Genomic DNA, 20,224 nt, shown 5'->3' on the forward strand with positions numbered 1-20,224 from the left:
ACAGCTTAGATGGAGTCCCCAGCACTAAATGGCGAATAGCCCATGGCTTCTTCCATTAAAGTGTCTCTGTCGTATACGTCGCTACGGAACTCAAGCATGCCGTTTGCGTTGGGGACAACGGTAAAGTACACCAAGTAAACGGGGATATACGTTGGCAATGTAATAACCGTATTGCTGTCATTCTTAAGAGAGTTGTTCATGTCGTTGTATTGCTTGCTGCCTTTGGTGATCTCGCGGGCAAATTCAACCGGATTTTCCAAGCGGACACAGCCTGAGCTAAACGCTCTGTTTTCTTCGCGAAATAAGTGTTTTGCTGGTGTGTCGTGCAGGTAAATTTCATTTTTATTCGGGAACATGAATTTGTATTGGCCTAGTGCGTTCCCTTCATCTGGTTCCTGTTCAAAGCGGTAAGCCAATTTGTCTTCGTCTATGGCTTTCCAATTGATTTGTGTTGAATCCAGTTCTTTGGCGCCAATTCCCCAGCTTGAATATACCTTGTAGCCATGTTTGATAAGGTAGTTTGGATCGGCTTGCAGCTTAGGCAGCAAGTTTTCTCTGGCAATGCGATGCGGTACTCGCCACGTTGGGTTTGTTACCATGTAGGTCATTAGGCCTTTGAAAACCGGCGTTTTTCTGTCTGGCTTGCCTATGACGGCTTTCATTGAAGTGAGTTCGCCGTTTAAATGTAAGTTGACTGTGTAGTCTGTAAGGTCAACCCAAATGCGATTGGCCTCTAGTTCGCTTGGAAGCCAACGCCATCTTTCTAGATTGTAGCTGATCTGTTTGGCTCGGGTTTCAAGTGGTACGTTGAGCATTTCGATGGTTTTGGAGCCCGCCGCACCGTCGGCCATGATGTGATGGCGATATTGGAAGCGCATAAGTGCTTCTTTTAAGCGCGAGTCGAACTCTTCTTCATTTACTTTTCGGGTTGAAAAGCGAATGTCTCCTAATTGAACCAGTCTGGCTCTTAGTTGGGCTACGCGGGGGCCTGAGTCACCAAGTGATAATGGAACACCAGCGCTAACAAATATGTCTTTCTCCTTTTTGGCGAGGTCTTGGTAGTACACCAGCCATTTTTGCAGTACTTGATATTGTGGGCTGCGAGGAGAAAGTAGTTGCAATGAGTTTACCATGTCGGTGGCAGAGTCAAGGAAAAGCAAGTCTTTCCAGTTGTTGCTTGGCGCGTCTAGCTGCCAATTTGGATCGATTAATTGGGGTTCATAGCGCCCGTTGCTGATGTCGTGGGCGTAGCTGGTTAGGGCGATGGTGCTGATGACATCCATTTCGGCCAATTGTTGTGGCGTGGGCTTTTTAATAGCCAAATATTCTTTGATGATGCTCGTGTGGTAATGGATGGGGTTGAGCCCATGAGCATGAGATTGTTCGAGAATGTCGACAAGCTTGTAAAGCGACATGTTGATCTTTTTATCTTTGATCCAAATAGGTTCATAACCGCGAGATTCGTAAGCTTCTAAAACGCTGTGATTTGGGATGGCTTGCCCTGCAACAGGTGTAAAGGCGTTGAGCGTCAATGAAACTTGCTCTTTTACGCTGTTCTCGATTTGCGATTCGCTAGGAGGTACAACAACAAATTGTTTGTTACTGCTGGTGGTCGAGCAGGCGCTAAGCAATAAGCTGACACAAAGTACAGGCAAAATGTGTTTCGCTGAGGTCATTGAGATATCCTTTTTAGTAAGCCGGTTTGATTGGGGCTGGTTTCATCTTCCAAATGGATCAAAATAGTAAGCGCTTCTTCTCTATTGCGGCCGCAAGTGTATTCGGCAGCATGAAAATCCGCACACACCTTAGGTCGAGACGGGTTGCCGAATAATGCGCAACGGTAATCGTCTAACAATTGGATGCAAGGTTCGCCTGCGGCTTTTCCGTTTGGCATGCCTGGTATGGGCGAGCTTATAGAGGGTGCCGTACAGCAAGCTCCACAATTGGATCGGCATTGCATAAGAAACAACCTTGCATGTAAACAGAGTGATGTTAATGTAAAGTCTTGTCGATTTTTTTACAAAACAATACTCGAGAAAGTTATTTTAGAGTATCGGAATCATGGGTCATAGGGGATAATTTAAAAATATTATCAAAAAGTAAAGATGTTGCTTTTCTAGTTGGAGTCCACACATGACGGTGCAGAGAAAAATATTAGTAATTGAAGACAGTCCTGTTGTGTTGAAGGTGTTGCACCATCTCCTGTCTCAGATTTCGTTTTTTACGCCAGTATTGTGTGCGTGTTACAAAGAGGCTGAAGATAAGCTAAAACAGTCTGGCGGTGATTACTTTGCGGCGATTGTCGATTTGAATTTGCCCGATGCTGAGAACGGTGAAATTGTTGATCTTATCCTGTCTTATAAGATTCCCTGTGTTGTGTTGACGGGTACTTTTGATGATAACTTACGACTTAGTTTGCTAAATAAAGGTGTCTTGGATTACATCACCAAAGACAGTCGATATTCTTTTAATCATGTTATTAAAGTTATCGAGCGGTTAAATCGCAATCAGGGCATTAAGGTTTTGGTTGCGGAGGATTCTTCCACGAGTCGTCTTTTTATTAAGATCTTGCTTGAGCAGTATCGGTTTAATGTCATCGAAGCGGAAAATGGTCAGGTGGCATTGGCCAAGCTAGAAGAAGATCCAGACATTCGGATGTTAATCACCGATCATAATATGCCATTGGTAAATGGTTATGATTTGGTGCGGATGCTTCGATACAACTCTCGATTTCAAGATTTGGTCATTATTGGATTGTCTGCTGAAGGCGACAACGCCTTATCGGCTAAATTTATCAAAGCGGGCGCCAATGATTTCCTTAAAAAGCCTTTCTATCATGAGGAATTTCATTGTCGAGTGATTCACAGCTTAGAAGCTCAGGAAATGCTAGAGACAATTCGAGATTTGGCGAACGTGGATCCATTGACGAAATTAAAAAATAGACGCTATTTGTTTGAAGAAGGCGAGCGTTTATTTAGAGAGTCACCGGAAGCGATTTCACTGGCAATGCTAGACATTGACCACTTTAAAAGCATCAATGATACCTATGGCTATATAGTAGGTGATAACTTGCTTGAGGCGGTTGGGCGAGAGATATTGGAGACCTTTCCGGGTATGTTAGTGTGCCGCTTTGGTGGCGAAGAATTCTGTGTAATGGCAAAAGTGGACGGACAGGATTTACTGGATTCGTTGAATGTCTTTTTGACGCGATTGCGATTAAAAGAGTTTACTGAGGCGAAAATTTCACTGACGTGCAGTGTGGGTATGTGTTGCCAAGCCGTGGATTCGCTTGAAGAGTTGATTCGAATCGCAGATCATAACTTGTATGAAGCAAAGCGTTTAGGGCGAGATCGTATTGTTTCGACCGCGTGAACTTGATTGAGCGTTGGTTTTCAGATTGAAAAAAAACCGCACAATTTGTGCGGTTTTGGTTTTTGTATTTTGAAGGGGTCGATTAACCTTTTAGCATTTTGATCAAAATAGGGTTTACTAGACCCGGATTGGCTTTACCTTGGGAGGCTTTCATTACTTGCCCTACAAAGAAGCCGATCATTTTCTTCTGCTTGTCTTCATCAGCGGCGCGGTATTGCTCTACTTGAGCTGTATTGGCGTCTAAAATGGTTTGGATCATGGCTTCAATGGCGCCGGTATCTGTTACCTGTTTTAGGCCTTTCGCGTCGATAATGGCGTCCGCCGATCCTTCTCCGTTCCACATGGCTTGAAGTACGTCTTTTGCCGTCTTGCCATTGATGGTGTTGTCTTTGATTCGAACCAGTAATTCGCCAAACGCTTCAGCACTAACGGGTGAATTTTCGATGTCCAACTGTTCTTGGTTTAAGAGTTTGCTCAGTTCTCCCATTACCCAGTTGGCTGTTAATTTTGCATCTTTGGCGACATTGTTGGCATTTTCAAAGAAATCGGCCATGGCGCGAGAAGAGGACAGGACGTTTGCGTCGTATTCGCTTAGAGCGTGTTCGCTTTGGAAGCGCGCGGCTTTCTGGCTTGGTAACTCTGGTAGCGTGGCTTTAATGTCATCAACGTATTCCTGGGTTAATACCACTGGCAATAGGTCTGGACATGGGAAGTAACGATAGTCGTTAGCGTCTTCTTTAGAGCGCATGCTGCGAGTTTCGTTTTTCTCTGGGTCGTAAAGGCGAGTTTCCTGAACGATACGGCCGCCATCTTCTAGGATATCAGCTTGGCGTTCGATTTCGGTGTAGATGGCTTTTTCAATAAAGCGGAACGAGTTGACGTTTTTGATTTCTGTGCGCGTGCCGTATTCTTTTTGGCCTTTAGGGCGCAGGGACAAGTTGATGTCGCAACGCATTGAGCCTTCAGCCATGTTGCCATCACAAATGCCAAGGTAAGTCACAATGGAGTGGATCATTTTGACGTAAGCAACGGCTTCTTTTGCAGAGCGAATGTCTGGTTCAGAGACGATCTCAAGCAATGGTGTGCTGGAGCGGTTTAAATCGATTCCAGTCATGCCTTGGAAATCTTCATGCAGAGATTTGCCCGCGTCTTCTTCAAGGTGGGCGCGAGTGATGCCAACGCGCGAAGTGGTGCCGTCTTCTAGCATCACATCAAGGTAGCCTTTACCGACAATTGGGTGATCCATTTGGCTGGTTTGGTAGCCTTTTGGAAGGTCTGGGTAAAAGTAGTTTTTACGCGCAAAGACGGACGTCATGCCAATTTCAGCGTTGATAGCGTGGCCGAACATAACGGCCATGCGCAATGCTTCCTTGTTGAAAACCGGCAGTGCGCCAGGCATGCCCAAGTCGACAAGGGTAGTTTGTGTGTTTGGCTCTGCGCCAAAGCCAACCGCGGCGCCAGAAAATAGCTTAGATTTGGTAGAGAGCTGAGTATGAATCTCAAGGCCAATAACAACTTCCCAGTTCATGCTTATGCTCCTTTTGCCATAGTGGGTGTTTGTAGGTGCCAGTCAGTGTGTTGCTGATACTGATGCGCTACGTTCAATAGCTTGGCTTCGGCAAAATAGTTACCCATTACTTGCAGCCCGACTGGCATGCCGTTGGCAAAGCCCGCTGGGACAGACATGGCCGGGATGCCGGCAAGGTTAACGGATAATGTGTAAATGTCTTCGAGGTACATGGCCACTGGGTCGCTGGTTTTGCTACCAAGACCGAAGGCTGTTGTTGGTGCAACAGGTCCCATGATGACGTCGACTTCTTCTAGTGCTTTAACAAAGTCTTCTTTAATAAGGCGACGAATTTTTTGTGCCTTCAAATAGTACGCGTCGTAGTAGCCTTCAGAGAGTGCGTAAGTGCCAACCATAATACGCTTTTGCACTTCGGTGCCAAAACCTTCTGCGCGTGAGCGCATATACATGTCTAACAAGTCTTTTGGGTCGTCACAGCGGTGGCCGAAACGAACACCGTCAAAGCGAGATAGATTTGAAGAGGCTTCAGATGGCGCAATCACGTAGTAAGAAGGGATGCTTAGCTGTAAGTTTGGTAGAGAAATTTCTTTTACGGTCGCGCCCAGTTTTTCGAACTCTTTTACAGCGGTCATGATGACGTCAGCAACGGCTGAATCAAGGCCTTCACCGAAGTATTCTTTTGGAAGTCCTATCTTTAATCCTGTCAAAGGTGCGTTCAGGTTGGCCACATAATCGTCGACGGCTTGCTCAGCAGACGTGGAGTCTTTGTCATCAAACCCAGCCATGGCTTGCATTAGGTGTGCGCAATCTTCGGCACTTTTTGCCATTGGGCCGCCTTGGTCCAGGCTAGATGCATAGGCAATCATGCCAAAGCGAGACACGCGTCCGTAAGTGGGTTTCAGACCTGTGATGCCGCAAAATGAAGCGGGCTGGCGAATGGATCCGCCCGTGTCTGTTCCTGTTGCTGCTACTGCTAGACCGGCCGCTACCGCTGCTGCTGAGCCACCAGATGAGCCGCCAGGAACCATGTCTAGGTTCCAAGGGTTTTTCACTGCGCCATAAAAGCTATTTTCATTGGAGGAACCCATGGCAAATTCGTCCATGTTGGTTTTTCCTAGCATGACGGCGCCAGCTTGTTGAAAGCGGCTTGTCACAGTGGATTCATAGGGCGGGGTAAAGTTATTCAGCATTTTGGAGCCGCAGGTGGTGAGCGTTCCTTGGGTGCAGAACAGGTCTTTGTGGGCAATTGGAATACCGGTTAAGCTTGAGCCTTTGCCGCTCTGAAGTAGTGTGTCGGCCGCGGCTGCTTGTTCTAGGGCGCGTTGCTCACTCACGGTAATGTAGCTGTTTAGTTGAGGGTCGAGTTTGGCGATTCGCGCTAGAAAGTGACGAGTTAGCTCGACACTGGAGATGTCTTTGTTGCGCAATTTTTGCGCTAATGTTGAGATGCTTTGTTCAAACATGCTTGTCTCTCTTAATCGATCACTTTTGGTACAAGGAAAAGGCCGGCTTCAGTTTGCGGCGCGTTCGCTAGAAATGCATCACGGCGATTTTCTTCTGTGACCAAGTCTTCTCTCAATCTTTGTGTCATTTCAAGCGGATTCGACAAAGGTTCAACCCCATCAGTGTCAATGGATTGCATTTGCTCGACGAGCGATAAAATGCTCGAAAGAGAGTGCTGGTATTGATCGGCGTCTTCCTCAGTAAGGGCGAGGCGAGCCAAGTGCGCAATTTTTTGCACGTCTTGTTTGTCTATGGACATGTTCCACCTAATATTTTGATTTATCGTAAATGCCTGCCATTGTATCCCTTAGTGGTATTGCTATAAAGCGGACGACATGAAAAAGAAGGCATATTTTCTATTTATTAATTTTTTTTGTTAAACAATGAAATACATGGGAACTTTTTTAATATTTACGCGGAATCAACTTGCCCAATGGACGCGTCGTTGTTACATTTTGACGCTGTTCGTATCGTATTATCAGGGTGTAAGAATTCATGTTTAAGAAAATCAGGGGAATGTTTTCAAGTGATTTGTCAATTGACTTAGGAACGGCAAATACCCTTATCTACGTTCGTGATCGCGGGATTGTGCTGGATGAGCCATCTGTTGTTGCGATTCGTCATAATGGAAACCAAAAAACAGTTGCATCAGTTGGTACCGATGCGAAGCGCATGTTAGGTCGTACACCGGGTAATATCACAGCTATTCGACCAATGAAAGATGGCGTTATTGCTGACTTTCACGTTACAGAAAAAATGCTGCAATACTTTATTTCCAAAGTTCATGAAAATAGTTTTTTGAAACCAAGTCCACGCGTTTTGGTGTGTGTTCCTTGTAAATCGACACAAGTTGAGCGTCGTGCCATTAAAGAATCTGCATTGGGCGCGGGCGCACGTGAAGTGTACATTATTGAAGAACCTATGGCGGCTGCGATTGGTGCGGGTCTGCCTGTTGCTGAGGCTTCTGGTTCCATGGTTATTGATATCGGTGGTGGTACTACTGAGATCGCTATTATTTCTTTAAACGGTATTGTGACTTCTGAATCCATTCGCGTTGGTGGTGACCGTTTTGACGAGGCGATTACGACTTATGTTCGTCGTCAATATGGTAGCCTGATTGGTGATGCAACGGCTGAGCGAATCAAAACAGAAATTGGTATGGCCTACCACACGGGTGAAGAGCTGCAAATTGATGTTCGTGGACGCAATTTAGCGGAAGGTATTCCTCGTTCTTTCACTCTTACTAGCACAGAAATTCTAGATGCTCTGCAAGAGCCGTTGGCTCAGATCGTGCAAGCAATCAAGGGTGTTCTTGAGCAATCTCCACCAGAATTGGCGGCAGATATTGGTGAGACGGGTCTTGTTTTGACTGGTGGTGGTGCGTTGCTACGTGAAATTGACCGCCTTATCAGTGAAGAGACAGGGCTTCCGGTTATTATCGCTGACGATCCACTAACGTGTGTGGCACGTGGTGGTGGTATGGCTTTAGAGTTAATGGACAAACATGCTTCTGAACTGTTTACGGCAGATAACGAGTAAGCGTTAGGAGCGTACCATTAATAATTCGCTTCATTTTAGTGGCAAAGTTTCCAGTACGAGATTTATCGTGCTGGTTATTTTGTCTATGGCGATGATTGTTGCAGATGTCCGCTATGCTGTCTTTTCGCAAGTAAGGCCTTATTTGACCTTGCTTGTTACGCCAATCCAAGTTGTTGTAAATACCCCTCAGAAAATGCTCAACTGGGCTGGAGAGCATCTTGCCAGTAGAGAAGGTCTGGTTAAAGAAAACCAATCCTTACACGCTGAAATTCTTATTCTACGCAGTCGCCAGCAACGCTTGGAGTCTTTGCAAGCTGAAAACGTTCGTTTGCGTGAGTTATTGGATGCTTCACAGCGTGTGGATGAAAAGATTGTTATGGCTGAGGTGATCGGCTTTGATCAAAATGCTTACAGTCACAAGCTTATGATTGATAAAGGCTTTTCATCTGGTGCTTACATAGGGCAGCCGGTTTTGGATGCGACGGGTGTATTAGGGCAGGTGGTAGAAACCGCAGCTTACAGTAGTCGAGTCTTGTTGATTGCTGACGCCAGTCATTTTGTGCCGGTTCAGCTTTCTCGCACTGGGTTCAGAGGGATTTTACGTGGTACTGGCAGCTTAACCAGCATGGAGCTAATGAGCGTCCCTCGTTCGGTAGATATTAAAAAGGGTGATGTACTGACCACTTCAGGTTTGGATAAGCGTTTTCCAAGTGGTTACCCTGTGGGCGTCGTAAGAAGTGTGAAGTATACACAGGGCAAAGCGTATGCGGATGTGGATGTTGTTCCATTGGCGCAATTGGGTCGCAGTCGTCATGTTATGCTTATTGAAAAGCCTAAGGTAGGACGGTAGTGAAGCCAATTTTTGTGTTTTGTATTACTTTGCTGACAGCGCTTATGCTGGAGGCCGTTCCTTTCCCTGAAGAGCTGGTTTGGTTTCGTCCTGAATGGGCCTTATTGGTGATTTTGTACTGGGTTATAGCGCTTCCATTTCGTGTGGGTGTTGGTCTTGCTTGGTTTTTAGGTCTAATGGTTGACCTACTGCAAGGTGGGATTATTGGGCAGCATTCTCTAACCTACGTCATTATTTCCTATACCTGCGCCGTTTTTTATAAGCGTTTAAGAATGTACCATCGTTGGCAGCAAGGCTTTTTTATCTGCCTTTTGGTGAGCGTAAATCAATTGGTGGACTTTTGGGTTGACCATTATCTTGGGCACGCGGAGCCAACGCTAATGATTTTTATGCCTGCGGTGATTACTGGGGTGTTATGGCCTTGGTCTTTTATTATTTTACGCAGTGTTCGTCGTATTTATGCTATTCGATAAATTGTTGTTTTAGGGATTATTTATGCTTGTTTTGGCTTCAGCGTCGCCAAGAAGAAAAGAGTTATTGGGCCTTTTGGTCAAAGAGTTTTTGGTGCTGCCTGCTGATATTGATGAAACGCCTCACGAGCATGAAGACGCCAAAGAGTATGTTATTCGTATGGCGGTTGAGAAGGCGAGAGCGTCTGCCTTGATGTATTCGCATCAGTCTCAACAAGACGTAAACGCAATTTTTATTGCTTCCGACACCAGTGTGGTCGTCGATGGTAAAGTTTTAGGTAAACCTTCCTCATTAAGTGAATCAAAGTCTATGCTTAGACTTTTGTCTGGGCGATCCCATCAGGTCATCACTTCTTTGTGTGTTTGTAATTTGGCCTTTGAGCATGTCGCCACTGAGTGTGTGACTAGCAATGTCTCATTTCGATCAATTTCAGACGTTGAAATGGATCAATATTGGAAAACAAATGAGCCTCAAGATAAGGCGGGTTCTTATGCTATTCAAGGGCTAGGCTCTGTTTTTGTGAGTTCTATGTCAGGTTCATACTCTGCGGTGGTGGGTCTTCCACTTTATGAAACGGCGCAATTATTAGCGCAGTTTGGTATACATTCTTTGGAGGAAATGTCTCATGAGTGAAGATGTACTCATTAATGTTACTCCTATGGAGATTCGTGTTGCTCTTGTAGAGAACGGTGTATTGCAAGAGGTTTATATTGAGCGCTCCAGTCGCAAAGGCATTGTAGGAAATATCTACCAGGGTAAGGTGGTTCGGGTTTTGCCTGGTATGCAGGCCGCTTTTGTGGATATTGGTTTGGAACGGGCCGCGTTTATTCATGTTTCTGAGGTGGTCAATAGGGATGCGGTTAATCCCAGTGATCAAATTGGAGATTATTTGCGTGAGGGTCAGTCTTTGGTTGTTCAGGTAACGAAAGACCCTATTAGCTCAAAGGGCGCTCGACTCACCACGCACCTTTCTATTCCTTCCCGTTATTTGGTCTACATGCCGGATCAGGCGCACGTTGGTGTCAGTCAGAGAATTGAAGATGAAGTAGAGCGTGAGCGACTAAAGTCTCTTGTTTCTGAGGCGCTTACAGACGCGGATGAAAACAGTGGTTATATTTTAAGAACCGCCGCGGAAAGAGCGGGTGAAGAAGAAATTTTGTCAGACATTAAGTTTTTGACACGTCTCTGGCAATCGGTAAAGCGCAGAATGCAGAACGCAAAAGCCCCTTCTATTATTTATGAAGACTTGCCTCTACATTTGCGCACAATGCGTGATTTGGTGGGATTAACCACAGAGAAGATTCGTATTGATTCAAAGGAGAATTACGCTAAGTTGCGTGCCTTTGCCGAAGACTTTATTCCTGAGCTACGAGACCGTATTGAGTATTACCCTGGCGAGCGTCCTATTTTTGACCTTTACAGTGTGGAGGACGAAATTCACAAGGCGTTGGATCGCAAGGTGCAATTGAAGTCGGGTGGTTATTTGTTGGTTGAGCAAACGGAATCGATGACGACCATTGATGTCAACACAGGGGCTTTTGTTGGCAGTCGAAATTTAGAAGAGACCATTTATAAGACCAACCTAGAGGCGGCCACAGCAATTGGCCGCCAATTGAGGCTAAGAAATCTCGGTGGGATTATCATTATTGATTTTATCGACATGGAAGACGAAGAGCATAAGCGTCAAGTATTGCGAATGCTTGAGAAAATATTGGATACGGATCACGCTAAGACGAAAATTACAGGTGTTTCTGAGCTGGGCTTGGTTGAGATGACCAGAAAAAGAACCCGCGAAAGTCTTGGTCAGACTTTATGTGAGCCGTGTCGATCTTGTCGAGGAAGCGGTCTAGTGAAAACGCCTGAAACCGTGTGTTATGAAGTTTTTCGCGAGATTTTGAGGGCTGACAGGGCCTATAACTCACAAACTTATACCGTATTGGCTGCCAGTTCTGTTGTTGAGCGATTTCTTGATGAAGAAAGTGCCGCTGTCGCCGAGTTGGAGGCGTTTATTGGAAAAACCATTCGATTCCAAGTGGACTCTGTTTACACACAAGATCAATATGACGTTGTTTTACGCTAGCCAAAGTAGGGCCTATCAATGTATTGGTTACTGCGAAAGCTGATTCTTGTTGTTTTTTGGGGGGCGGTTACTTTTTCAGCGCTGCTTGCTGTATTTGCTTTGGGTGTCGGGCAGCTATTTCCTTACCTTGACCATTATCGTCCCCAAATAGAGAAGAATTTAGGGCAAATTGTGGGTTACCCAGTCACTCTTGCTGGCATTGATGGCCGTCTTGAGGGAGTTGATCCTACGGTCTCTGTAAGTGGGTTTGAGCTGTCGGCTGGTGGCCAGTCAGCGATAGTTATTGATGAAATGCGGGTGCGTCTTGACACCGTAAAATCATTACTAACATTGAGCCCTCAGTTTACCTATATTCGATTCGTTCGACCTTATGTTGGGTTGCAAGAAGCAGAGGGGCAGTGGCGGCTAAAAGGCGCTACTCCTTCACGCAACGTACGTAACGAGGTAGGTGTCGAACGTGTTTTAGACTACTTGTCAGCTCAGCGTAATTTTTCAATTTATGATGCCAAAATAGCGCTGGATAGCGAACAATTTGGTGAGCATTCATTACGCATTCCTCATATCTACATCTTTCAAAAAGCCTATGAATCCCTTTTAACATCGACTCTGTTTCTAGACGATGGGGCTTCGCCTTTCCAAATAAGTGCTCGTATTGATCAGGGACGCAGTTTGCTTGGTAATTATCGGGTCAAAGCGTCTTTAAATGCCCCTTTTATGACTTTGCCTGTCAGTCGTTACCTTGCAACCAATGACTATAACTTGGAATCAATAAGCTTCGGTGGTGATGTCTGGTTGGATGCATTTATTGGTAAAGAAGTGGAGGTGCGAGCTGAGTCTGCACGTTTCGCTTTTACGTTTGCAGACGGAGAACGATACGACGCAACCTCTTCTATAAAGTTACGCTATTCTCAACAGCGTCCTAGTGTGCGGATGGATGTTCACAACATGACTATTGCGGATGAAGTAGGCACTCAGTCAGCCATTAATTGGGTGTTTGATTGGTCATCTGTAACAAATCGCTCGGTGGTCCGTTTTGATCAAGCTGACCTTGGGTTGGCGCACAAAATTGCTAACCATTTTTTGCCTGAAGACTCTAATGCGAGTCGCATATTGAATGGATTGAACCCTACTGGAGCCGCAAAAAATGGCAGTGTTCAATTAACGAATAGCAGTGACGGTCTTTCTTTTCAGTTTTTAAGCAATTTGTATGGGGCCGCCATTGATGATTATAACGGAATCCCTAAAGCCGATAATATTAATGGTGTGTTTAGTTTGTCGGATGACGCTGGTTATATCGATTTTCGAGGCAGCCACAGTCAGTTGGGCTTTGCGACGGTATATGACGAGTCGTGGTTAACGGACGCGCTGTCTGGTTATGTTAGTTGGCAGCAGCAACAGGATATCTTTTTGGTTAGTGGTCGTGATTTGTCAGTGCGTCGTAATAATGCAGACATTAGTGCTGGCTTTCGTTTGGAAGTGAGGAAGGACGCACCAGATTGGCTGGCTTTGGATTTGCATGGGCAAAACCTGTCTGTCGATGAGCGTATGACGTATTTACCACCTAGGGCACTTGATGATTCAATAATGTCTTGGCTGGCGGGGGCTTTTCCTAATTCTGGCGACATAACTGAAGTGGATGTCTTGGTTCAAAGTGAATTGTCTGAAGGTGCTTCGCCGCATGTTCGCGTAAAAATGGCGCTGCAAAATACAGATGTATCTTTTGATAAAGATTGGCCGGTTGCACAAAGCGTCAATGGTGAGTTTGCTTTGGATGACTCCGGTGTCAGAGTGGTTGTGGATTCGGCGCTTTGGGAAGACGTATCGGTCAATAATTTAACGGTGGCTGTTCCCATTACAGGCGGAGTGGCTAACTGGTTGAACATCACTGGTGGAATTGATGATGACGCCTCCAAAATACTGTCGACATTAAAATCGACACCACTTGTAGATTCCGTGCTTTCTCCTTTTACGAACTGGACGTTAGGAGGAAAAGTGAGTGGGGATTTTGATCTTACCATTCCTTTCTCTTCAGGCATGCAGCCTAAGGTTCGGTTGCTTGTTAACTTCAATGATAATCCATTGCAGATAGGCGATCTGGATCTAAATGGTCAAATCAATGACGGGCGTTTGCAATTTAGTTCTGGGCAGGGAATTACCAACACCGAATTTGACATTCAGGCATTAGGAGGGGCGTCTCATTTGGCGCTGACTTCTTCTGTGACCTCAGATGGTGGTATGGCGATTCAAGGGGAACTTGCAGGAAAGGTAGGGCTGAAAGAAACCTTAGCATGGCGGCAAGCAGGCAATGAGGCCGTAGCCCGTGTGTCTGGTTTGGTGGAATACACAGGCTCACTTGCTGTCAACCAGTCACAAAGTGGTCAGGTTGATCTGATCATCAACAGTGATTTGTTAGGTGGGCAAATAGATTTACCTGAGCCCATTGGTAAAGGACCTGCTGAGCAAAAAGACCTGCAAGTTAAAGTTAGGCAGCATGAAAAAGATATCGTTATTGATGCAGATTATGGGACCTTTTCTAAAGCCAGATTGTTGTTGCAAAATAGTGCTTTTGTTGGGGGCGAGCTTGTATTAAGTGCCAGTCAAGACAAAAACTTGAATGCCACTATTCCAAATGGCTTGGTTGTCAGTGGAGACTTTGATCGTATTCTTGTCCAAAATTTGCAGTCAGTTATCGCTGATTTTTCAAATGCATCAAATGCTTCTGACGCTGTGGAGATTCCCTCCTTACCAGCTTGGTTGAGTAAGGTCGACCTAATCGTTGATGAGGTTGTCGTTAACCCTAGTAACACCTGGCATAACTTCAAAGTATCCTACAGTGCGGCAACGGATAAGCCGCTGTTTGTTAGCTCAGATGAAGTCAATTTTTCATTCTCAAATGACGCTGGTGTTCCTAATCTTCATTTTGGCTTCTTAAGTTGGAATACAGATTCTTCTGAGGACCAAGAAGAGACCAAGGGAAAGGGCGCGCCAATTTCAGCCAAGCAAATTCCGAGTATGACATTGGCTATAGACCAGCTTTATTTTAATGGAAAGCCCTACGGTGACTGGTTGTTATCTGTCGCTAGAGAGGGTGATGTCGTTAGAATTGATCCAATTTCATCTAAATTAAAAACAGGTGATTTTAAGGGGAGTTTGTTTTGGCAAGACAGAGGGGATGCTTCTAGTGTGGAATTGACTATTGCGGCCAGTGGTGCTGATCTTGCTGAATTGACAAAAAAATTTACTAACGACGACGCTTTTGTGTCCTCCAAGAAGTATAAAATTGATGTGGGTTTAAGCTGGAAGGGGCATCCGTTTTATTTTGATCGCGAATCTGTATCGGGTCGGATTGGCTTCTCTGCTACCAATGGTAATTTCAGAAAAGTCGATGAATTACCTGCTTTCTTAAAAGCGTTGGGGATATTTAATATTGGTGCTTTGAGTCGTCGACTTTTGTTGGATTTTTCAGATGTTTATGAGCCTGGGTTGACATACGACGAATTCAAAGGTGTGTTGACGCTAGGTGATGGCATTCTGAAAACGGTTTCGCCTATAACCATTATCTCCCCTAGTGCTGAGCTTGTTGTTGCGGGTGAAGCCGATATTGTCAATGAAACACTCAATGAAAAATTGACCGCCACGTTTCCTTTGACCGGTACTTTGCCGTTGGCTGGGCTAATTTGGGGGACACCACAGTTGGCTGGGCTGCTGTTTATTACCGATAAATTGATTGGTGATCAGCTGTCGAAAGTCACCAGTGTTCAATACAAAGTGGAAGGTTCGTTCAACGATCCATTGATGACGCCAGTGCGTTACCAACCAGTGGAGAAGTCGAAATAATGGATTCTTTGAAAATAGCCGCAATACAATTGACGAGTACTCAAGATTGGTTGGTCAATATTAATGAAGTGGAGCGGTTGGTTGGTTTGGCTGTCAGGGACGGCGCGCGTTTGGTTGTTTTGCCTGAGAATGTCTTTCTTTTTGATGGGAAGCGCATGCGAACGTTAGCGGAATCGGATGATCAGTCAACGATTTTTGAAAGGGTGTCTGTTTTAGCAAAAAAATACGGTATTTATCTTGTGGTTGGCTCTCATCCGTCAGCTTTTCGTCCAGATGGACGTTTGGTCCCAGATGGACGGGTAAGGCAAAGTTGTTGGGTAATTGATCCAGTAGGGCAGATCGTAGAGAGGTATGACAAAATTCACCTTTTTGATGTCACTGTGGATGACAAAGCAGCCTCTTATAAAGAGTCGGATGTGATCGAAAAGGGAGAGTTGGCGTTAAAAACGGTGGATGTTGACGGTTTTAAGGTGGGTTTAAGTGTCTGCTATGATTTAAGATTTCCTGAACTATATCGAGCGCTGACTGAGTTAGGTGCAGAAGTCCTACTCGTTCCTGCTGCGTTTACTTATGTGACAGGACGAGCTCATTGGCACACACTTTTAGCGGCGCGTGCAATAGAAAATCAATGCTATGTTCTGGGGGTGGGGCAATGTGGTTGGCACAATTCAACTCGTCACACCTATGGCAATAGTGCTCTCTATTCACCTTTTGGGGAGTCTCTTGATAGACTACAAGAAGAGTCTGGGTATTTTGTGCATGAAATGAAAAAGCAGGCTATTGAAGATTGTCGGACAAAAATGCCCTGTTTTTCCCATCGTAGATTACTTTAATAAAAACCCTTGTTTACAACATATAGCTAAACAAGGGCTTCATAACGGGTTATTTTGGATTGAGTTAGTCTTTTAGCCCGAGTCTTTTTTCTTCTACTTCACGCAAAAAGCGAAACAGTTTTTTGCGGTTTGTTGTATTTGCGCCTTGGGATACTTCTTTTTGAGATTGACGAATCAGCTGTCTGAGCAATTGAATGTCTTCAATCTCTGGGTTTTCATCTAGGTATTGAGACAAAACTTCTTTGCTGTTTTCGCCAATCAATGCATCACGTTTAAGTTCTAGCTGATGGAACAGTTTGTTGTAAGCGGCAGAGGTGGTGTCAAAAAGTGCAACACGGTGCGCGATGGCTTCGTGATCTTCGGTGCGCATTACTTTGCCAATGTATTGCAAATGTCTTCTCATTGCTTCGTGCTGCTTTATGCGGCCAGCTTCAACAAATGCTTCACGTAATGTGTCAGACATTTCTACTTTTTTAAGTTGGTTTTTGCTCAAGCCTAGTAGCTTTTTGCCAAGATCTTGTAAGGCTTCCATTTCACGCTTGATCTGGGTTTTGCTTTTAGGGATATCTTCTTCGTTTTCAAATTGATCAAAGTCTGTCATGGGAACCTATATTAAAAAAATAGTAGCTAGACCAAGGAAGGAAAGAAATCCAATAACATCGGTCACGGTTGTTAAAATAACGCTGCCAGCAAGGGCAGGGTCGATACCAATCTTTTTCAAAAAAATTGGCAGGAGTGTACCAGTGGTTGCTGCAAATAGCAGGTTTATTATGGTGGCGCCTGCAATGATATAGGCAATCTTTATGTTGTCAAACCAAAGTGCGGTGAGTGCGGCAATCACTGTTGCCCACAATAGTCCATTTAAAAGCCCTACAATCAGCTCTCTATTAAGCAGCCAGCGCGTGTTTGTGGAGCCTATCTGGTTAAGGGCAATGCCTCGGATGACAAGGGTCAATACCTGAGATCCAGCAATTCCTCCCATGCTGGCAACGATGGGCATTAGGATAGCGAGCGCGACCACTTGGTCAAGCGTGTTCTGGAATAATCCAATGACATAAGAGGCGATGAACGCGGTAATAAGGTTAATTCCAAGCCAAACGGCCCGGCGTTTGGTGGTTTTCATTATTGGGGAAAAGGTGTCTTCATCGTCATCAAGCCCCGCCATGCTTAACATAGAATGTTCGGCTTCATCACGAATTACGTCAACCACGTCATCGATGGTAATGCGCCCTAGCAGTTTTCTGCTTGCTCCGTCGATAACGGGAGCGGAGACAAGGTCCATTTTTTCAAAAAGCTGCGCCACTTCGCTCGCAGAGGTTTCCGCATTGATAACCGTGAATTCGGTTTCCATAATGTCGCGTACGGTTGCGTTTACATCAGAAACTAACAATTTTGTCAGCGGCAGTGTGCCTAAAAGTTTGTCCGAACGACTCACAACCAGTAGGTTGTCGGTCATATCAGGCAAGGTTGAGTGTCTGCGTAGGTAGCGAAAGACGAGATCGACAGTGATGTTTGGACGAATCGTAATCGTGTCCGTATTCATCAGGCCGCCGGCAGAATCTTCTGAGTAGCTTAGAAGCGCTTCTACTCTGGTTCTGTCTTGCGTTGTCATGGAGGCAAGAACTTCTTTTACAACTTTTTCAGGTAGGTGCTGTAAAAGGTCAGCGAGGTCATCGCTTTCAAAGTGTTCAGAGACGGCAATAAGGCGCTCAGTGTCCATATTTTTCATGAACTGAACACCAATATCTTCACTAAGATATTGTAATACTTCGCCTTCGTTTTTTGCTTCTATGAGCTCCCAGAGCAGTTTACGCTCTTTGGGAGGGGAGGATTCTAGTAAGCGAGCGACATCTTGTGCAGGTAAAGCACCGTTAAGCAGATAACGGATTTGCATGGTAGCGCCCGATTCGAGGGATTCGGTCACTGTTTGCAAATGATTTAGGGTGCTTTGTTCTGGCATCTGAACGTTACTCGTCTTCACCAAAGCGATTATTAATCAGCTCAATGATGGCTTCAATGGCTTCTTTTTCGTCGTCACCATTGGTTTTAATGCGTATTTCTGTGCCTTTTCCCGCCGCAAGCATCATCATTGCCATGATGCTTTTTCCATCTACGTTGCGACCATCTTTTTCGATGGTGATGTCGCAAGAAAAGCGTGTAGTGGTTTCGATGAGTTTGCCGGCGGCACGAGCATGCAAGCCCAGCTTATTTATTATGACGATAGACTCTTCCTGCATACGCCGTACCTATATTAGTGTGTTAAAAATAGTAAATAACTCTTCGTTATTGTTTGCAGTTCGCAATTTGTCTAGCGCCTCTGAAGACTGTGCTAATTCGGCAATTTGCGCCAGAGTAGCAAGGTGTTGGTCGCATTCATGAGGAGGAACGATAAGCGCAAAGATCAGATCAACCGCTCTTTTGTCGATGGCATCGAAGTCGACTGGCGTTTGCAGTGACATCACGACGATGGCAGTGTGATTGGCTGACTCTAGTCGACAATGGGGAATCGCTATGCCATTGCCAATACCTGTGCTTCCGAGTTTTTCACGGCCAAGTAAGGCATCGTAGACAGCTTCGTTGTTGCAATGTAGACGATTTGAAGCGACTTCGGCAATGCTTTCTAAAACGCGTTTTTTACTAACGATATCTTGTTTAGCAAGAACTAGGTCTGCTTTTAATAATGATTTCAATGACATGATAAAATGGTTTCCGTTTAGATCAGTCGTTTTCGTTCATTGGAAGGAGGGATATTCATCGCCTCACGATATTTGGCTACCGTTCGTCTGGCAACCTGTATGCCTTGGTCTGCCAAAATGGCAGCGAGTTTATTGTCGCTTAATGGTTTTTTCGCCGGTTCGTCTGAAACAAGCTTTTTGATCATGGCGCGAATGGCGGTAGAGGAACACTCTCCACCTGATGCTGTGTTTACATGGCTTGAGAAAAAGTATTTTAGTTCAAAAATGCCTTTTGGGGTGTGCATGTATTTCTGAGTTGTCACCCTTGAAATGGTCGATTCATGCATTCCCACTTCTTCGGCCACATCGTGAAGTACCATGGGTTTCATGGCTTCTTCACCCAGTTCAAAGAAATCTATTTGTCTACTAACGATGCAGCTGGCCACTTTTAACAACGTTTCGTTTCGGCTTTGAAGGCTTTTCATGAACCACTTGGCTTCTTGAAGCGATGTTTTTATGTAAGTCGCATCTTCCGTTGTGGTGGCTGTACTCGCCATTGCAGAATACGTTTCGTTGATTTTTATGGGGGGGAGAGCGTCGTTGTTTAGCTCTACTTGCCAGACATCATTGCGTTTTTTGACGGACACATCAGGGATGACATAGTCTGTGTCATCAGCGTCAATAACTGAGCCAGGTCTGGGGTTTAGCTGTTGAATTAAATGAATAACTTCTTTTAACGCTTCGTCTTTTAGTTTTGTCTTTCGGCTCAGCTGAGCGAAATCACGATTGCCTAAAAGTGGTAGGTAATGATCGATTAAATTGTAAGTGCTTTTGAATAATGGATGGCTGTGAAAGGCTTCCAATTGAACAAGTAAGCAATCTCGTAAATCGATAGAGCAAACGCCAACAGGGTCGAAGCGCTGAAGTCGGTGCTGCACAGCAATAACTTCGTCAATTTCCAGCTCTTCTAGCTCTGTACTGAGTGATTCGCAAATGTCCTCGGGTGTAATGCTTAAATACCCATCAGGCTGCACACACTCAATAATCGCGTAAGCAATTTCAATGTCTCTGTCCGACATATGGGTCAGATTCAATTGCCAAATAAGGTGGTCTTGGATGCTTTCAGCGGGTGCGTTACGGCTTTCAAAATCGCTTTCACTTTCAAAGCTATTGCTGTCGCTAACGGCAGCAGAACTTTGGTAAGTGTCATCCCAGTTACTGTCTATTGATAACTCTTCTGGGATGCTTTCTGTCCACTCAGATTCTAAACGCGCTTCTTCGCTGTTTGTTTCTATTGGTGTTTCTGTTGCAATTTTGGATTCGATGCTTGCTTGAGTATCACTGTTCGTATGTTCTTCGTCATCGAGCTCAAGAAGTGGATTGGACTCTAAAAATTCATGGATTTCTTGCTTTAAATCCAACGTAGAAAGCTGCAGCAAGCGAATGGCTTGTTGCAGTTGAGGCGTCATGGTCAGCTGTTGACCGAGTTTTAATTGCAAAGACTGCTTCATAGAGCAACTCTTTTTGTTTGAATGA

The 20,224-nt window shown here is 45.0% G+C and carries 18 protein-coding genes; 8 read left to right on the forward strand and 10 right to left on the reverse strand.

All coding sequences use genetic code 11. The features are described from left to right. Window positions 1–5: 5 nt before the first annotated feature. Both AABA11_RS06655 and AABA11_RS06660 read right to left on the reverse strand, forming a co-directional pair. On the reverse strand, window positions 6–1,676 hold the full coding sequence (locus tag AABA11_RS06655; RefSeq protein WP_338266438.1) for a L,D-transpeptidase family protein: 1,671 nt from the start codon (window positions 1,674–1,676) through the stop codon (window positions 6–8). Continuing rightward, on the reverse strand, window positions 1,673–1,960 hold the full coding sequence (locus tag AABA11_RS06660; RefSeq protein ID WP_265729311.1) for a YkgJ family cysteine cluster protein: 288 nt from the start codon (window positions 1,958–1,960) through the stop codon (window positions 1,673–1,675). The genes AABA11_RS06655 and AABA11_RS06660 overlap by 4 nt, the downstream gene beginning before the upstream one ends. 173 nt (window positions 1,961–2,133) lie before the next feature. Here AABA11_RS06660 and AABA11_RS06665 point away from each other — a divergent pair, with 173 nt between their 5' ends. After that, window positions 2,134–3,372, forward strand: coding sequence for a GGDEF domain-containing response regulator (locus tag AABA11_RS06665; protein ID WP_338266442.1), 1,239 nt, complete (start codon window positions 2,134–2,136; stop codon window positions 3,370–3,372). An 82-nt stretch (window positions 3,373–3,454) separates the two neighbouring features. On the opposite strand, the gene gatB is transcribed toward AABA11_RS06665, so the two are convergent. Genes gatB through gatC form a run of 3 tightly spaced genes read right to left on the reverse strand, consistent with a single transcriptional unit; the run spans window position 3,455 to window position 6,662 of the window. After that, complete coding sequence (gatB, locus tag AABA11_RS06670) at window positions 3,455–4,900, reverse strand: Asp-tRNA(Asn)/Glu-tRNA(Gln) amidotransferase subunit GatB (protein WP_338266443.1); 1,446 nt, start codon at window positions 4,898–4,900, stop codon at window positions 3,455–3,457. A 2-nt stretch (window positions 4,901–4,902) separates the two neighbouring features. Further along, on the reverse strand, window positions 4,903–6,363 hold the full coding sequence (gatA, locus tag AABA11_RS06675) for an Asp-tRNA(Asn)/Glu-tRNA(Gln) amidotransferase subunit GatA (RefSeq protein WP_338266446.1): 1,461 nt from the start codon (window positions 6,361–6,363) through the stop codon (window positions 4,903–4,905). Window positions 6,364–6,374: 11 nt separating this feature from the next. Continuing rightward, entirely contained in the window at window positions 6,375–6,662 is a 288-nt protein-coding gene (gene gatC / locus AABA11_RS06680) for an Asp-tRNA(Asn)/Glu-tRNA(Gln) amidotransferase subunit GatC (RefSeq protein WP_265729315.1), read from the reverse strand. 236 nt (window positions 6,663–6,898) lie between these two features. Between gatC and AABA11_RS06685 the strand changes: the two genes are divergently transcribed. The 7 genes from AABA11_RS06685 (at window position 6,899) to AABA11_RS06715 (ending at window position 16,013) form a co-directional block, all read left to right on the forward strand. Then, a complete protein-coding gene (locus AABA11_RS06685) occupies window positions 6,899–7,942 on the forward strand; it encodes a rod shape-determining protein (protein ID WP_338266448.1) in 1,044 nt (347 codons plus the stop codon). A 67-nt stretch (window positions 7,943–8,009) separates the two neighbouring features. After that, on the forward strand, window positions 8,010–8,792 hold the full coding sequence (gene mreC, locus AABA11_RS06690) for a rod shape-determining protein MreC (protein ID WP_265729317.1): 783 nt from the start codon (window positions 8,010–8,012) through the stop codon (window positions 8,790–8,792). Next, complete coding sequence (gene mreD, locus AABA11_RS06695; protein WP_265729318.1) at window positions 8,792–9,265, forward strand: rod shape-determining protein MreD; 474 nt, start codon at window positions 8,792–8,794, stop codon at window positions 9,263–9,265. The genes mreC and mreD overlap by 1 nt, the downstream gene beginning before the upstream one ends. A 22-nt stretch (window positions 9,266–9,287) precedes the next feature. Then, on the forward strand, window positions 9,288–9,896 hold the full coding sequence (locus AABA11_RS06700) for a Maf family protein (RefSeq protein ID WP_265729319.1): 609 nt from the start codon (window positions 9,288–9,290) through the stop codon (window positions 9,894–9,896). Then, entirely contained in the window at window positions 9,889–11,343 is a 1,455-nt protein-coding gene (gene rng / locus AABA11_RS06705; RefSeq protein ID WP_265729320.1) for a ribonuclease G, read from the forward strand. The genes AABA11_RS06700 and rng overlap by 8 nt, the downstream gene beginning before the upstream one ends. An 18-nt stretch (window positions 11,344–11,361) precedes the next feature. Beyond that, complete coding sequence (locus AABA11_RS06710) at window positions 11,362–15,180, forward strand: YhdP family phospholipid transporter (protein ID WP_338266450.1); 3,819 nt, start codon at window positions 11,362–11,364, stop codon at window positions 15,178–15,180. Further along, window positions 15,180–16,013, forward strand: a complete 834-nt coding sequence (locus AABA11_RS06715) for a carbon-nitrogen hydrolase family protein (RefSeq protein WP_265729322.1) — start codon at window positions 15,180–15,182, stop codon at window positions 16,011–16,013. Before AABA11_RS06710 ends, AABA11_RS06715 begins: the two co-directional genes overlap by 1 nt. 64 nt (window positions 16,014–16,077) lie before the next feature. On the opposite strand, the gene yjgA is transcribed toward AABA11_RS06715, so the two are convergent. From yjgA to AABA11_RS06740, 5 genes are read right to left on the reverse strand one after another with little or no spacing between them, the layout of a single operon-like run. After that, a complete protein-coding gene (yjgA, locus tag AABA11_RS06720) occupies window positions 16,078–16,614 on the reverse strand; it encodes a ribosome biogenesis factor YjgA (protein ID WP_265729323.1) in 537 nt (178 codons plus the stop codon). A gap of 6 nt (window positions 16,615–16,620) precedes the next feature. Beyond that, window positions 16,621–17,973: a magnesium transporter gene (gene mgtE, locus AABA11_RS06725; RefSeq protein ID WP_338266454.1), complete on the reverse strand. Its 1,353-nt coding sequence runs from the start codon at window positions 17,971–17,973 to the stop codon at window positions 16,621–16,623. A 7-nt stretch (window positions 17,974–17,980) separates the two neighbouring features. After that, window positions 17,981–18,250: an HPr family phosphocarrier protein gene (locus tag AABA11_RS06730; protein WP_265729325.1), complete on the reverse strand. Its 270-nt coding sequence runs from the start codon at window positions 18,248–18,250 to the stop codon at window positions 17,981–17,983. A 9-nt stretch (window positions 18,251–18,259) separates the two neighbouring features. Beyond that, window positions 18,260–18,709: a PTS IIA-like nitrogen regulatory protein PtsN gene (gene ptsN, locus AABA11_RS06735; RefSeq protein WP_265729326.1), complete on the reverse strand. Its 450-nt coding sequence runs from the start codon at window positions 18,707–18,709 to the stop codon at window positions 18,260–18,262. Window positions 18,710–18,726: 17 nt separating this feature from the next. Further along, window positions 18,727–20,199 carry an RNA polymerase factor sigma-54 gene (locus tag AABA11_RS06740; RefSeq protein ID WP_338266457.1) on the reverse strand — a complete coding sequence of 491 codons (1,473 nt, stop codon included), beginning with the start codon at window positions 20,197–20,199 and terminating at the stop codon, window positions 18,727–18,729. Between the last annotated feature and the right edge of the window lie 25 nt (window positions 20,200–20,224).

The organism is Marinomonas pontica (assembly GCF_036322735.1).
GTDB lineage: Bacteria > Pseudomonadota > Gammaproteobacteria > Pseudomonadales > Marinomonadaceae > Marinomonas > Marinomonas pontica.